Source organism: Xenorhabdus sp. PB62.4 (genome assembly GCF_014467285.1).
Classification (GTDB): Bacteria; Pseudomonadota; Gammaproteobacteria; order Enterobacterales; family Enterobacteriaceae; genus Xenorhabdus.
On sequence record NZ_NKHR01000032.1, the window covers coordinates 14,835 to 29,957 of the forward strand.

The 15,123-nt window shown below is 43.3% G+C and carries 12 protein-coding genes and 1 rRNA gene; 4 read left to right on the forward strand and 9 right to left on the reverse strand.

The features are described from left to right. Nucleotides 1-8 precede the first annotated feature (8 nt). Together ubiC and pgi are read right to left on the reverse strand one after the other, a co-directional pair. Nucleotides 9-536 carry a chorismate lyase gene (gene ubiC / locus Xenpb_RS17380; RefSeq protein WP_187655466.1) on the reverse strand — a complete coding sequence of 176 codons (528 nt, stop codon included), beginning with the start codon at nt 534-536 and terminating at the stop codon, nt 9-11. A 182-nt stretch (nt 537-718) separates the two neighbouring features. Beyond that, nucleotides 719-2,365: a glucose-6-phosphate isomerase gene (gene pgi, locus Xenpb_RS17385; protein ID WP_187655467.1), complete on the reverse strand. Its 1,647-nt coding sequence runs from the start codon at nt 2,363-2,365 to the stop codon at nt 719-721. A gap of 265 nt (nt 2,366-2,630) precedes the next feature. On the opposite strand from pgi, the gene lysC reads away from it, so the two are divergent. After that, nucleotides 2,631-4,004 carry a lysine-sensitive aspartokinase 3 gene (lysC, locus tag Xenpb_RS17390; RefSeq protein WP_187655468.1) on the forward strand — a complete coding sequence of 458 codons (1,374 nt, stop codon included), beginning with the start codon at nt 2,631-2,633 and terminating at the stop codon, nt 4,002-4,004. 77 nt (nt 4,005-4,081) lie between these two features. On the opposite strand, the gene Xenpb_RS17395 is transcribed toward lysC, so the two are convergent. Next, nucleotides 4,082-4,435, reverse strand: coding sequence for a type II toxin-antitoxin system HicB family antitoxin (locus tag Xenpb_RS17395; protein WP_368666839.1), 354 nt, complete (start codon nt 4,433-4,435; stop codon nt 4,082-4,084). A 111-nt stretch (nt 4,436-4,546) separates the two neighbouring features. After that, entirely contained in the window at nt 4,547-4,783 is a 237-nt protein-coding gene (locus Xenpb_RS17400) for a type II toxin-antitoxin system HicA family toxin (protein ID WP_368666840.1), read from the reverse strand. A gap of 178 nt (nt 4,784-4,961) precedes the next feature. On the opposite strand from Xenpb_RS17400, the gene iclR reads away from it, so the two are divergent. From iclR to Xenpb_RS17415, 3 genes are all read left to right on the forward strand, one after another. Beyond that, the gene (iclR, locus tag Xenpb_RS17405) at nt 4,962-5,792 is read left to right on the forward strand and encodes a glyoxylate bypass operon transcriptional repressor IclR (RefSeq protein WP_187655469.1); all 831 of its coding nucleotides are present in this window, start codon (nt 4,962-4,964) and stop codon (nt 5,790-5,792) included. Nucleotides 5,793-5,986: 194 nt separating this feature from the next. Beyond that, nucleotides 5,987-7,825, forward strand: coding sequence for a phosphogluconate dehydratase (gene edd, locus Xenpb_RS17410; protein WP_187655470.1), 1,839 nt, complete (start codon nt 5,987-5,989; stop codon nt 7,823-7,825). Nucleotides 7,826-7,878: 53 nt separating this feature from the next. Further along, on the forward strand, nt 7,879-8,520 hold the full coding sequence (locus Xenpb_RS17415) for a bifunctional 4-hydroxy-2-oxoglutarate aldolase/2-dehydro-3-deoxy-phosphogluconate aldolase (RefSeq protein ID WP_187655471.1): 642 nt from the start codon (nt 7,879-7,881) through the stop codon (nt 8,518-8,520). 223 nt (nt 8,521-8,743) lie between these two features. On the opposite strand, the gene aceK is transcribed toward Xenpb_RS17415, so the two are convergent. The 5 genes from aceK to rrf form a co-directional block, all read right to left on the reverse strand. Then, nucleotides 8,744-10,474 (reverse strand): bifunctional isocitrate dehydrogenase kinase/phosphatase, encoded by a 1,731-nt coding sequence (gene aceK, locus Xenpb_RS17420; protein WP_187655472.1) that lies wholly within the window; start codon nt 10,472-10,474, stop codon nt 8,744-8,746. An 81-nt stretch (nt 10,475-10,555) separates the two neighbouring features. Next, nucleotides 10,556-11,863, reverse strand: coding sequence for an isocitrate lyase (gene aceA / locus Xenpb_RS17425; protein ID WP_187655473.1), 1,308 nt, complete (start codon nt 11,861-11,863; stop codon nt 10,556-10,558). Nucleotides 11,864-11,920: 57 nt separating this feature from the next. Further along, nucleotides 11,921-13,516: a malate synthase A gene (gene aceB / locus Xenpb_RS17430; RefSeq protein ID WP_187655474.1), complete on the reverse strand. Its 1,596-nt coding sequence runs from the start codon at nt 13,514-13,516 to the stop codon at nt 11,921-11,923. Between the two features lie 306 nt (nt 13,517-13,822). Then, complete coding sequence (gene metA, locus Xenpb_RS17435; protein WP_187655475.1) at nt 13,823-14,752, reverse strand: homoserine O-succinyltransferase; 930 nt, start codon at nt 14,750-14,752, stop codon at nt 13,823-13,825. A 246-nt stretch (nt 14,753-14,998) separates the two neighbouring features. Then, a 5S ribosomal RNA gene (gene rrf / locus Xenpb_RS17440) occupies nt 14,999-15,114 on the reverse strand. Between the last annotated feature and the right edge of the window lie 9 nt (nt 15,115-15,123).

Genomic DNA, 15,123 nt, shown 5'->3' on the forward strand with positions numbered 1-15,123 from the left:
CCTCCAATCTATTTCTCCCCTTTTATTTTGTTTGTTTTATATACAGGTGATTCTGGCAGAAAAACCTCTGTGAGCAGCAGTGGCTTACCTGATAATCTCAATAGCGAACTCCGCACCCAACGTGACTCTTGCCAGCCTATTTGAATATAATCCCGCGTCAGATTATTACCACTAAAAAGATAACGCCCGAGGGGGACGGTTCCTACATCAACCAATTTTCGATCCGGGCCAGTCAGTGTTTCTGCCGGAATAACCGTGCGACCTAAAAGCCACGGGATATTATCTCCATACAAGACAACCTCGCGTAACCAATATTTTTCGCTCACAGGTAAGTGCTTACTTTCATCGCCTAATTCTTCTGCCGTGATGAAGCATTCCCGAGAAGGAGCAACAGATACCTGCTGACAGTGTTGTTCAAAGCGGTGTGTCATTGAACCAACTTCCATCAGCCAGTCTAAAATATCGTCAGGAAGATCGGCCCCGTCTGCCGAAAACCAATGGATGGGTGTTGAAGTTAATATTGTGTCATCTGCCATGTCATTTTCCCATTGCGGGGAATATCAGTTTCCCCGACAGCACAACGAATGGGGAATGAGGATATCATGTTGCAGACCAATAAAATAAAAAGTTGGTAACAAATTATGGAAATCACAAAAAAACTTCCCCCACATAACAATAGTTATTGTGGGGGAGGTGGAATAAACAAGAGGGAGTCAGATTATCGCCATTCTTTGAATCGGTTAATCAGACCATTTGTAGAACTGTCATGGCTGTTCACTGCTTCTGGATCGTGCAATTCAGGCAGAATACGATTCGCCAATTGTTTACCCAACTCTACTCCCCATTGATCAAAGGAGAAAATATTCAGAATTGCGCCTTGAGCGAATATTTTATGCTCATACATGGCCGTCAATGCACCCAAGCTAAATGCCGTAATTTCGCGCAATAAAATGGAGTTAGTCGGACGGTTCCCTTCAAATACTTTGAACGGTACAACATTCGCCACATCCTGGGCACTCTTTCCGGCCGCAGCAAATTCTGCTTCTACCTGAGCCTCTGTTTTGCCAAAAGCCAGCGCTTCAGTTTGAGCAAAGAAATTGGACAGCAACTTATTATGATGGTCGCTAACCGGATTATGGCTGATTGCTGGCGCAATAAAATCACACGGGATCAGTTTGGTTCCCTGATGGATAAGCTGATAGAAAGCGTGTTGACCATTAGTGCCCGGTTCACCCCAGATAATCGGCCCGGTCTGGTAATTGACCGGATTGCCATTGCGATCGATATATTTACCGTTTGATTCCATATTGCCTTGCTGGAAGTAAGCAGCAAAACGATGCATGTATTGATCGTATGGCAGAATCGCTTCAGTTTCTGCGCCAAAGAAATTGTTGTACCAAATACCGATTAATGCCAACAAAACGGGAATGTTGTGTTCAAAGGCGGTCTGCTCAAAATGTTTATCCATCGCATGAGCGCCACTCAACAACTGTTCAAAATTTTCATAACCAATGGAAAGTACAATGGATAAACCAATCGCAGACCAGAGCGAATAACGTCCCCCTACCCAATCCCAAAATTCAAACATGTTTTGTGGATCGATACCAAATTTACTGACTTCCTGTTCATTGGTTGATAATGCAGCAAAATGTTTGGCAACATGTGCTTCATCAATGGCGTTTCGCAAGAACCAATTACGCGCAGAATGGGCATTGGTCATCGTTTCTTGCGTGGTAAAAGTCTTGGAAGCAATCAGGAACAAGGTTGTTTCTGGATCCAAATTTTTTAGTGTTTCAGCAATATGAGTTCCATCCACATTGGAAACAAAATGCGTATTCAGGTGATTTTTATAGGCTTTCAGTGCTTCGGTTACCATATACGGGCCAAGATCGGAACCACCAATACCAATATTCACCACATCAGTAATCGCTTTACCCGTATATCCTTTCCATTCACCACCGATGATACGCTCACTGAATGATTTCATTTTTGCCAGCACCGCATTAACTTGCGGCATGACATCTTCCCCATCCACCGTAATCGGGGTGTTGCTGCGGTTACGCAGGGCAATATGCAGCACAGCGCGATCTTCAGTGCGATTGATTTTCTCACCGGAGAACATACTGCGAATTGCGCTGCTCAAATCAGTTTCTTGTGCCAGTGCCTGTAATTTTTCCAGTGTTTCCGTAGTAATGCGGTTTTTGGAATAATCCACCAGAATCTGCTGATCAAATGTCGCAGAAAATGCCGTAAACCGTTCTTTATCCTGTTTAAACAGATCCCGCAAATGCACATTCTTCATTTGCTCAAAATGCTGCTGTAATGCTTTCCAGGCTTCAGTCTGGCTGGGGTTGATGTTTTTCATGGATGATACTCTCTATCAACTGTCAATAAACAATAGGAATGCACAGATTGTAACGGGTTAATTCTGTGATTAATCTCCCTTTCCTTGTAATTACTGATATTGGTCAAAATAGTCAGTGATTTCCAGCCCTAATTGTTGAGATAGGCAAAAACGATAATTTTATGTCCATCATGAAAATTATTTATGCTTAATTACCAAACATTGACTCAATGCGCTTAACCCTATATTTCTAAAAGTCTATTCTTCGAACAAAAGGTTATCATCCATGTGCGCTGTTTCATCTCCTAATTCGCAGTATGTTGTAGCAAAATTCGGTGGTACGAGTGTGGCTGACTTTGATGCCATGAATAACTGTGCCGATATTATTTTGGCAAATACCAATGTTCGCGTGGTTGTTCTGTCAGCCTCTTCCGGCGTGACCAATTTGCTGGTTGCATTAGCGGCTGGCTGCGATAACGATAAACGGGAGAGTTACCTGAAACAGATCCGTGATATTCAATATGCAATTATTGAGCGATTGAATGATGCGAACGTGATCCGCGAGGAAATTGATCGTCTGCTGGAAAATATTGAGATGCTATCAGAAGCTGCGTCTCTTGCCACGTCAGAAGCACTGACTGATGAATTGGTTAGCCACGGTGAAATGATGTCCACCTTGCTGTTTGTTGAGCTGCTGCGCCAGCGTAATACGGATGCAGAATGGTTTGATATCCGCCGGATCATGCGAACCAGTGCTCACTTTGGAAAAGCAGAACCAGATACCCTCCAACTCCATACTTTAGCAATGGAGCATCTTCATCCTCGCCTGAACAATACGATCGTCATCACTCAAGGTTTTATCGGCAGAGAAGAAAAAGGCCGTACAACTACGCTAGGACGGGGAGGCAGTGATTATACTGCTGCTTTGTTGGGCGAAGCGCTTGGATTACAACGTGTTGATATCTGGACAGATGTTCCGGGTATCTATACCACCGATCCCCGTGTTGCCCCTACAGCTAAACGCATCAATACAATTGCCTTTGATGAAGCGGCAGAAATGGCGACATTTGGCGCCAAAATTCTCCATCCTGCCACGCTACTGCCGGCAGTCCGCTCTGGCATTCCGGTATTTGTCGGCTCCAGCAAAGATCCTCTCGCGGGCGGCACAATAGTTTGTGATAAAACAGAAAATCCACCGCTGTTTCGTGCGTTGGCATTGCGCCGCAAACAAACTTTACTGACTCTGCATAGCCTGAAGATGTTACATGCGCGAGGTTTTCTGGCAGAAGTCTTTACCCTGCTCTCACGCCATAATATATCGGTGGATCTGATTACTACATCGGAAGTAAACATCGCCCTGACACTGGATACCACTGGTTCCACCAGCACCAATGGTAGTTTATTGACGAATGCCTTACTGACTGAACTTTCCGCGTTATGCCGTGTGGAAGTCGAAGAAAATATGGCATTGGTGGCGATTATCGGCAATGATCTTTCGAAGTCTAAAGGATTGGGGAAAAAAGTTTTTGGCACTCTGGAATCCTTTAATATTAGGATGATTAGCGGTGGCGCAAGCAGTCATAATATCTGCCTGCTCGTGCCTGGCAAAGATGCGGAACAAGTCATTCAGACGTTACATCGAAGTTTGTTTGAAATATGACAAAAAAACTAAATATGCTCTAAGAACCCGCATTATGCGGGTTTTCTTGATCTTGCAAAGAGGATATTAAACCGAGCTTACGAATGTTTCGATAGTTCACGCCGGGCTAATTCTGCAAAGAACCCACTGCGGCTGTGATACTCGTTATGTGAACTGACATAATCATCAATTCGGGCTAAGAGAAACTGTGGCAAGGTAATATTTAGTTTAGTCGTGCGCCCTTCGTATCTAGACAAATCTATATCAACGTAAGCCCAGATCCCACCAGTACAATCTTCATCCCCAAGATGATCAGCCACTGTTTTTGCCTCTACTGGTATTTGTCCCTGTTCACTCAAATATTCAAAGTAAGTGCCTAAGGCATTGGCAGCACCAGCAATTGCATCGTCGATAGTATTGCCGGCAAAGTAACAGCCAACAACGTCTGGCACAAATCCGGAGAATTATCCGTCATCGGCCTGATGTAGATAAATTGGATATCTCATGGTTGCACTTATATAAGTTCTATTTCATAAAGCGGTCATACAACCGCTTAACTATTTTCATTGCAGTCCGGCTTGTTTTAGTAATTTATTTAGCGCTCCTACCGCTATGTCTTTACGCGGATGAGGAATAACTATTGGGAAGGACTCACCTGATTTTTCGAAAATATGATGTGAGCCATTGATTCTCACCAATTCCCACCCACACGCTTTGATTCGTTTAACTAAGTCCTCGCTGCTCAATCTCTTCTTTTTCAAAATCGAAGATATTACAGACAAATCAATACCCACCACCACCAATGACTAATATTCATGCTACATACGGTTATCTTTATCCTCTGCTTTTTCACTACCAACACATCCGATGTGTTTTTCCCCGCTTTATCATTCATAATAAGAAAACGAAAATAAGTTCCATTTTTTGTCCATCGCAGCCATCATTACTGCAAGCCGATTATCATCCAGAGGGCATCTTATGAGTACAGCAGTTGCCAATAAACGTACAAGAAAAACTAAAATGACAACAAGCAGTGCCGCTGTAAGCGGCCAAGTTCAGTCTTTAAGCCGGGGACTGACACTTTTGGAATATATTTCCGATTCACCTGTCGGTGTTGCCCTGACTGATCTGGCAATACAAGCAGGCTTGCCCAACTCCACCACTCATCGCCTCTTAACGACTTTGCAGCAACATGGTTTTGTTCGCCAAATTGGCGATCTGGGTTTGTGGGTGATTGCTTCCCATGCTTTTGTTGTCGGCAGTAGTTTCCTACAAAGTCGCAATTTGATGGTGCTGGTTCACCCTATTCTTCGTCAGTTAATGGAAGATTCCGGTGAAACTGTCAATCTTGCCATTCTCAATCTTGATGAGTATGAAGCGGTGATTGTCGATCAAGTGCAATGTAATGCGCTGATGCGTATGTCAGCTCCAATTGGCGGTAAACTGCCGATGCACGCTTCCGGTGCCGGTAAAGCCCTTCTTTCCACATTGTCGGAACAAAAACGGCTTCAATTACTGCATAAAAAAGGCATTCATGCCTATACTCAGCACACCTGTACTACCGCCGCAGCATTAACAGAGAATCTGGAGCAGATCCGCAAACAAGGGTTTTCATTTGATGATGAAGAGCATGCGTTGGGATTACGCTGTATTGCCGCCTGTATCTATGATGAACATCATGAAGCCTTTGCCGCCATTTCTATCTCTGGCCCGATATCACGTATCTCTGATGATCGAGTCACTGAACTTGGTGCTCTTGTTATGCGCGCGGCAAAAGCTGTCAGCCGGGAATACGGTGGAATTAAGTAATTTTTGCCGAAACCCATCTAAAAAGCTGATTTGTTGACGAGCTGTTACGTTTCAGCTTTAAAAATTGATGTAGATCACAGATAAAATGCGTAGCTGGCGAAAGTTGATTGCATCCTCCGATTATTGCATTAACAATGTTACCGGTAACAATGAAGCAATAGTCACATTCCATTGTGATGTCGGGAGCAATTATCATGACAACAAACCAGAACAGCACGGTTACCAACGAAACTGTCGCGCGCATTACACAGCGTATCATTGAACGCTCAAAAGAGACTCGCCGCCATTATTTGGCACGCATTGAAGCCGCTCGTTCAAAAACCGTCCACCGCGCACAACTGGCATGCGGTAATCTGGCTCATGGTTTTGCAGCCTGTCAGAATGATGAAAAAATCGCACTGAAGAATATGGTGCATAATGATATCGCCATAATCTCTTCTTACAACGATATGCTCTCCGCCCACAAGCCTTATGAAGACTACCCACAAAAATTAAAAGATTCTCTGCGCGCAGTTGGTGCGATCGGTCAAGTCGCCGGTGCGGTTCCCGCCATGTGTGATGGCGTGACACAAGGTCAGGACGGCATGGAGTTATCCCTGCTTAGCCGTGACATCATTGCAATGTCGGCTGCCGTTGGGCTTTCACATAATATGTTTGATGGCGCTCTGTATCTGGGGATTTGCGACAAAATTGTACCGGGCTTGGTTATGGCTGCCTTGTCATTCGGGCATTTGCCTGCTGTTTTTGTTCCCGCTGGGCCAATGGCCAGTGGTTTGCCAAACAAAGAGAAAGTTCGCGTTCGCCAGCTTTATGCAGAAGGTAAAGTTGATCGACAAGCACTGCTGGAGGCTGAAGCGGCGTCTTATCACAGTATCGGAACTTGTACTTTTTATGGCACAGCGAATTCAAACCAAATGGTGATGGAAATGATGGGGCTGCATTTACCGGGCGCTTCTTTTGTCCATCCAGATACACCGCTTCGTGAAGCCTTAAATGATGCCGCCGCACGTCAGATCACACGCCTGACTGAAACTTCAGGTAATTATCTTCCATTAGGTCAGATGGTCGATGAAAAAGTCATCGTCAATGGCATTATTGCGCTACTGGCTACCGGAGGATCAACCAACTTGACCATACATTTGGTTGCCATGGCAAGATCCGCCGGGATCATTATTAATTGGGATGATTTTTCTGAACTGTCAGAAGTTATTCCTCTGCTGTGTCGCATCTATCCAAATGGGCCGGCAGATATCAACCAATTTCAGGCTGCCGGCGGGGTGACGCTGGTTATTCGCGAGTTACTGAAAAAAGGCTTACTACACCGTGATGTCAATACTATCGCCGGGTTTGGTCTGGAACGTTATACTCAAGAACCCTGGCTTAATGAAGGACAGTTGGCATGGCGTGAAGGGGCTTTCTCTTCATTGGACAGTAATGTTATTGCCAGCATTGAACACCCCTTCGAGCGCCACGGTGGTACGAAAGTCATGACCGGAAATCTTGGCCGTGCAGTTATGAAAACTTCTGCGGTTCCAGTGGATAATCAAGTCATTGAAGCACCCGCAGTGGTCTTTAATAGCCAGCATGATATCGCCCCTGCTTTTGAGGCTGGCAAGCTGGATCGTGATTGCGTTGTGGTTGTCCGCTATCAAGGCCCGCAAGCGAATGGTATGCCAGAATTACATAAGTTGATGCCACCCTTGGGCGTTTTGATGGATCGTGGCTTTAAAGTTGCTTTAGTCACTGATGGCCGTTTGTCCGGCGCGTCCGGTAAAGTCCCTTCAGCCATTCATGTCACGCCAGAAGCCAGAACGGGCGGATTGCTGGCAAAAGTACAAAATGGTGATTTGATCCGGGTTGATGGTCGTACCGGAGAGCTTATGCTTCTGGTTGATGAGCAGGAATTGGCACAAAGAACACCGTATCAGCCAGATTTAAGTGAAGGGCATATTGGCTGCGGCCGTGAACTCTTTGGCGCACTGAGAACCCAACTTTCAGGTGCAGAACAAGGGGCATGTTGCATTACATTTTAATAAGCGAGGGCTTTTAAAACCCTTGTGTTCTGATTTAACGAGAGAAACAGCTAATGAATAACTGGAAAACAACCGCAGAAAATATCCTGACTGATGGCCCTGTCGTCCCTGTCATTGTTGTCAATGAGATTGAACACGCCGTTCCTTTGGCAAAAGCACTGGTTGCTGGCGGAATTCGTGTCCTGGAAGTGACATTAAGAACGGAATGTGCAGTAGAAGCTATCCGCCTTATTGCTAAAGAAGTTCCTGAAGCGATTATCGGTGCAGGCACGGTTATTAATCCTGAACAACTGGCTACTGTCACCGAAGCCGGCGCTCAATTCGCCATCAGTCCGGGATTAACTGAAGAACTGTTAGAAGCAGCAACTTCGGGTTCAATTCCTCTTATTCCGGGGATCTCTACCGTTTCTGAATTGATGCTAGGGATGAGTTATGGCCTGAAATGCTTCAAATTCTTCCCGGCAGAAGCGAATGGTGGTGTTAAAGCATTGAAAGCTATTGCAGGCCCATTCCCACATGTGCGTTTCTGCCCAACGGGTGGTATTTCTCCTGAAAACTATCGTGATTATTTAGCATTGAATAGTGTTCTGTGCATTGGTGGATCATGGTTGGTACCAAGCGATACCTTGAAAAAAGGGGATTATGCCCAAATTACGGAATTGGCACGCACTGCAATTGCAGAAGCCAAAGCGTAACTTGCTTATTTAATATTTTTAATGCGGAAATTAATTAATTCATAATATTTCCGTATTAAAAAGGAAATAAACCCATTCCATTTAAAAAAACATTCTTAGAATTGAGAATTTTTGATAGCAGAGAAGTATAAATTTTATTTATCTGAAAATATAAGCCATATCGCAGTATCAAGAGAGTGAACGGATCTATCAGCGGTGTAATATTACAACTGATATTTTCTTTTTAATTCACTCCATCACGCTGGCTGAATCGCTGTCTATGGCGATACGCAAAGACATCTTCCACATGCCCGTTTTTTATACGCTCTTGCAATGCCCGCCAGTAATCCGCTTTGAATAGATCACTGTGGCTCTCTTCGAAGTAACCTCGAATACGTTTGTCTGTGCATAAAAAATGCCGAAATTCTTCTGGAAAAACATCGTTAACAGCCACGCTATACCAAGGCTCATTAGCCAATTCATCTTCTGGATAACGAGGTGGAGGAATATCCCTAAAGTTGACTTCGGTCATGTAGCAGATCTCATCATAATCGTAGAAAATGACCCGACCGTGGCGCGTAACGCCAAAGTTTTTAAATAACATATCACCGGGAAAAATATTTGCTGCGGCTAACTGCTTAATCGCATTTCCGTACTCTTCTATCACATCTTTTAATTGCGCCTCATTGACTTGTTCCATGTAAATATTCAGCGGTATCATTTTACGTTCCATATAAAGATGTTTTATCAAGATCTTATCACCCAAATCTTCGAGTTTTTCCGGTATCTCCTTTTGTAATTCCTCCATTAATTCAGCGCTGATATGGCGTTTATCAATGACAAAATTTTCAAATTCCTGTGTATCAGCCATTCTTCCCACACGATCATGTTCTTTGACTAAACGATAACATTCCTGCACCCGCTCTTGAGAAACTTCTTTCTGTGGCGCAAATTTGTCTTTAATCACTTTGAATACGCGGTCAAAAGAGGAGGACGCAAAAACCAGCATCACCATGCCTTTTACGCCCGGTGCAATCGCAAACTGTTCTTGGGAAGAATTAATAAATGCCAGATATTCACGATAATATTCCGTTTTACCATGTTTCTGGCAACCAATTGCCATATATAACTCAGCCGTGGATTTTGTCGGTAAGATCTCACGTAACCACTCTACCAAAGCGGCGGGCAAAGGCGCGTAAACCATAAAGTAGGAACGTGCGAAGCCAAAAACGATGCTGGCATCATCATGACTGGTCAAACAGGTATCGATAAAGATCCCTCCTGATTCATCATGATGAATAGGGAGTAAAAATGGGTAAATGGCTGTTCCCATCTTTATTTTTCCTACTAACCACGCCGCCTTATTACGATAAAATAACTCATTGGCAATTTGGAATGTCGCGTGCAGTAAATCGTGTTGAAGAAATGTATTCTGTAAGTATTGCGTGACGTAGCAAATATCCCGCTCTAAATTTTCCCATTTAAGACGCAATGGCAGATCACTTAAAATTATTCGCAACATGGAAGCGAGACAGCCATTCGGGGAAAAATTCCGTGATAAAGGGCGAGAGATCTCACGAAAACGATAAGCTGGCTGAGAAGAGAAGATAAATAAATTTTCTGGCTTCAAATTACGGTGCTGAAACAAACGGCAGTAAACCGAATTGAAAAAGCTTTCTGCGATTTCGAAACGGGGATAATCGGGCAATAACCGGGTATAAACAGCTTTGATGCCAGCGATGTAATCCTCATCCTGCTGCAATGAACTGTGAATACGCTTCAACTGTTCTACTACCAAGCCAACGTGATGATCATACAAATTTATTCTTTTTTTCATAGCCCGTTGTACCGCATGCCAATCCGCCTGTTCAAAACGTTGCTGTGCGCCTGACGTGACTTCAAGGAATCGACCATATTGCGCATCAAATCCTTGCAAAATGGTTTGTGCAATTAAATGTGCGAGATCTATTTCCATACTTAGCCACCTTATTTGGCACGTAAAGGGGAATTCCTTTTGGAATCCCCCGACAATATCAATGGAATGGATATAACAAATTTAGAATTGCTGCTCTTCTGTTGATCCTGTCAAAGCAGTAACAGAAGAAGCCTCTCCCTGAATAATTGTAGTTACTTTATCAAAATATCCCGTACCCACTTCCTGCTGGTGTGAAGAGAATGTATAACCACGTTTAAGAGCAGCAAATTCTTGTTCCTGTACTTTTTCAACATAATGCTTCATACCTTCGCCACGGGCGTAATCGTAGGCCAAATCAAACATGTTGAACCACATACTGTGTATACCCGCCAACGTGATGAACTGGAATTTATAGCCCATCTCAGACAACTGTTCCTGGAAGCTGGCGATAGTTTTATCATCCAGATTCTTTTTCCAATTGAAAGACGGAGAACAGTTATAGGCCAGCAGCTTACCCGGATATTTTGCATGGATGGCTTCGGCAAAACGACGAGCCGCTTCAATATCTGGTGTAGAGGTTTCACACCAGACAACATCGGCGTAAGGGGCATAAGCTAATCCACGACTGATGGCCTGATCAATCCCCGCGCGAGTGCAGTAGAAACCCTCACAAGTTCGCTCGCCTGTAATGAATTCGCTGTCATAAGGATCGCAATCCGATGTCAGAAGATCGGCCGCATCTGCGTCAGTACGCGCGACTAATAGCGTTGGCACGCCAGATACATCCGCCGCCAAACGTGCAGCTACCAGTTTCTGGATGGCCTCTTGAGTCGGGACCAAAACTTTCCCCCCCATGTGCCCACATTTCTTCACCGCAGCCAATTGATCTTCAAAGTGAACCGCAGCCGCTCCAGCCTCAATCATCGCTTTCATCAGTTCAAATGCGTTCAATACTCCACCGAACCCGGCTTCTGCATCCGCAACAATCGGCAGGAAATAATCAATGTATTCCTGACTGCCTGGATCGATGTCATTCGACCACTGGATTTGATCTGCCCGACGGAAACTATTATTGATACGCTTGATGATATTAGGTACAGAATCAACAGGATACAATGACTGATCGGGATACATGCTTGAAGCTGTATTTGCATCCGCCGCAACTTGCCAGCCGGAAAGATAAATCGCTTCAATACCTGCTTTAGCCTGTTGAAGAGCCTGACCTCCCGTCAGCGCCCCAAGCGCGTTTACATAACCTTTTTTGGATTTGCCATGCAACAATTCCCACAACTTTTTCGCTCCCCTCTGCGCCAAAGTGTGTTCAGGGTTAAGTGAACCACGCAATTTAATGACATCCTCAGCACTATATGGGCGAGTAATGCTTTCCCAACGCGGTTGTTTCCATTCTTGTTCTAATTGAGCGATTTGTTGTGTCCGGGACATGGTCATGATGTTCTACTTCCTATTCTTAATTAATCGGATATTTTTGCCATTATTGTTTTTAAATTAATCTAATAACTGATAACCAGGTAATGTCAGGAAATCAATTAAGTCATCCTGTGTGGTAATCCTTTCCATCAAACTCGACGCTTCTATAAATCGCCCCTGATCAAAACGTACTCCCCCAACCTCTTGTCTAATAACCTTGAGTTCTTCTTTGAGCATTTCCTTGAAGAGTTCTTTTGTTACCTTTTTACCGTTGGAAAGCGATTTTTTATGCCGAATCCATTGCCAAATAGAGGTGCGAGAAATTTCTGCCGTAGCAGCATCTTCCATCAAGCCATAAATCGGTACACATCCATTACCCGAAATCCATGCTTCTATGTACTGAACAGCGACACGAATATTCGCGCGCATTCCCTCTTCAGTTCTTTCTCCCGAACAAGGCGCAAGCAACTGTGCAGCCGTAATGGTTTCATCCTCTTCACGCAAAACTGTCAATTGGTTCTGGCGTTCTCCCAATTTGGCGTCGAAGACCATCATGACAATATCTGCAAGCCCCGGATGCGCGACCCATGTACCATCGTGACCATTATTGGCTTCTAACTCTTTGTCAGCCCTGACTTTATCCAACACTTGCTGATTTTGTTCAGGATCTTTGCTAGGAATAAATGCCGACATCCCCCCCATCGCAAACGCGCCGCGTTTATGGCAGGTTTTAATCAACAAGCGAGAATAGGCACTCAAGAAAGGTTGTGTCATCGTAACAGACTGGCGATCCGGCAAGACACGATCAGCATGATTTTTTAATGTTTTGATATAACTGAAAATATAATCCCAACGCCCACAATTGAGGCCAACAATGTGATGACGTAAGTAGTAAAGAATTTCATCCATCTGAAATACAGCAGGCAGTGTTTCAATCAGAACCGTGGCTTTAATAGTGCCTTTTGGCAAATTGAAACGTGATTCTGTAAAACTGAAAACATCACTCCACCATTGAGCTTCGTGGTAACTCTGTATCTTAGGCAGGTAAAAATAAGGGCCGCTGCCCTTTTCCAGCAGTTTTTTATGATTCAAATAGAAGTAAAGGGCAAAATCAAATAATCCCCCCGCAATCGGTTCACCTTTATAAAGAACGTGTTTTTCCGACAGATGCAATCCCCTGACCCGAGCAATCAATACTGCGGGATCTGGCTTCAATTCATAACGCTTACCTTGCTCATTGGTATATGAAATAGTGCCATTGACAGCATCTCGTAAGTTGATTTGCCCGCTTATGACTTTATCCCATGCAGGAGCTAATGAATCCTCAAAGTCCGCCATAAATACTTTTACATTTGCATTTAAGGCGTTAATAACCATTTTACGTTCTACAGGACCTGTTATTTCGACCCGGCGATCTTTGAGATCGTCAGGTATTCCCTGTATTTTCCAATCCCCATCCCTAATGGAAGATGTTTCCGAAATAAAGTCAGGGAGTATTCCATCATCTATTTTTTTCTGCCATGCAATGCGTTCTTCCAATAATTTTTCACGCCTGCCAGAAAATTCAACAATCAAATCTTCTAATAAACCAATAGATTCAAGTGATAACACCTGATTCTCTGCCTCACCAAAAGGCTTCATAAAGGTCAACTGGGTTGTTAACATCTGCTGCATACTCCCCTCTTTTCGTCTTTTAAATGCTCAACCTGATTAAGATTAATCAATTAAAAAAATAAATCAAAAACGATTTCCATTATTTTTTAATTTAAAAATTAACCAAACAAAATCAATCAATTAAACTTGTTTAAAGATAAGAGAGACAGGGAAATAAATTCCAAAAAAGCAAACAGAAAAGTGTTAAGTTTTTGTTATGTATAGGAAATAACTCATATCTGAAAATCATCAGTATAGAAAGGAAAATTAAAAAAATGAGAAATGGCTCGCTTCAGCCAACCCTCATTTTTCTGTTTCAAATGGAGATCAATCTAAGGAAGGATTCATAAAAGTGAGATCATATGGCGTAATTTGATAAACATAATAATTCAACCAATTTGAAAACAGTAAGTGGCCATGACTGCGCCAAGCCGCAATGGGGATATTTTCAGGATCGTCATCCGGGAAGTAATTAATCGGTAGCGCAGGATTCAAATCAGCAGCCCGATCACGCCAGTATTCTGCTGCCAGTGTACCCACATCATATTCAGGGTGACCTGTAACAAATACGAGTCTTCTATCCTTACTGGAAAATAAATAAGCGCCAGCCTCTTCTGAACTGGCTAAAATATCTAAGTCTGTATGTTCGCGAATAATGGACTCAGGAAAATCAGCAAAACGAGAATGCGGCGCAAAAAAAGTTTCGTCAAATCCGCGCGTTAGTAATGCTAAAGGATCTAATGTTGAATGAGAATAGACACCAGATAGTTTGGTTGTTCGGGTGTATTTTGGAAGACGATAAAGAATATTTAAGGCCGCCTGCACTGCCCAACAGACAAAAAGTGTCGAAGTAACATGGCTCTTTGCCCAAGTAACAATTTTTTCAATTTCATTCCAATAAGTCACATCCTCAAATTCAACTAATCCCAAAGGAGCACCCGTGACAATCAATCCATCAAAATTTTGAGCTTTTATTGAGTCAAAATCACAATAAAAGGTATCTAAATGTTCAACAGGCGTATTTTTACATTGCCGGCTATCAATTCTCAGTAATTGAATATCAATCTGTAGCGGTGAATTTGACAGTAACCGAATAAACTGATTTTCAGTTTCAATCTTCTTGGGCATCAGGTTAAGTAGCAATACTTTCAATGGGCGAATATTCTGAATCTTTGCCCGTGTTGAGGTCATGACAAAGATGTTTTCATTGCGGAGAATATTTACCGCAGGTAATTCATCTGGTACACGAATAGGCATTGCTTGAAACCTCTATATTTCAATTTGCATATTTAGACTTCTAGATAGCTAAATTTAACAAAAAGGTGAAAGCAATGTCGAGCTATTGTACTCAAATTGAAATTATTTCATTTTATTATATGAAATTAGGAGGGGGTAATAAGGAAGATAATAACAATAAGGTATGAATTCAATAATAATATCAATGAATTACTCCAGACGCAAAAAAGCCATCCGGTTCAGGATGGCTTCTCTGGCTAATTGAATGTCTGGCAGTGTCCTACTCTCACATGGGGAGACCCCACACTACCATCGGCGCTACGGCGTTTCACTGCTGAGTTCGGCATGGGGTCAGGTGGGACCACCGCGCTGTTGCCGCCAGACAAATTCTG

Excerpts from the sequence above, each read along its gene's own strand:
- ubiC (WP_187655466.1), bottom strand. The coding sequence starts at position 536 with ATGGCAGATGACACAATATTAACTTCAACACCCATCCATTGGTTTTCG.
- pgi (WP_187655467.1), bottom strand. The coding sequence starts at position 2,365 with ATGAAAAACATCAACCCCAGCCAGACTGAAGCCTGGAAAGCATTACAG.
- lysC (WP_187655468.1), top strand. The coding sequence starts at position 2,631 with ATGTGCGCTGTTTCATCTCCTAATTCGCAGTATGTTGTAGCAAAATTC.
- iclR (WP_187655469.1), top strand. The coding sequence starts at position 4,962 with ATGAGTACAGCAGTTGCCAATAAACGTACAAGAAAAACTAAAATGACA.
- edd (WP_187655470.1), top strand. The coding sequence starts at position 5,987 with ATGACAACAAACCAGAACAGCACGGTTACCAACGAAACTGTCGCGCGC.
- Xenpb_RS17415 (WP_187655471.1), top strand. The coding sequence starts at position 7,879 with ATGAATAACTGGAAAACAACCGCAGAAAATATCCTGACTGATGGCCCT.
- aceK (WP_187655472.1), bottom strand. The coding sequence starts at position 10,474 with ATGGAAATAGATCTCGCACATTTAATTGCACAAACCATTTTGCAAGGA.
- aceA (WP_187655473.1), bottom strand. The coding sequence starts at position 11,863 with ATGACCATGTCCCGGACACAACAAATCGCTCAATTAGAACAAGAATGG.
- aceB (WP_187655474.1), bottom strand. The coding sequence starts at position 13,516 with ATGCAGCAGATGTTAACAACCCAGTTGACCTTTATGAAGCCTTTTGGT.
- metA (WP_187655475.1), bottom strand. The coding sequence starts at position 14,752 with ATGCCTATTCGTGTACCAGATGAATTACCTGCGGTAAATATTCTCCGC.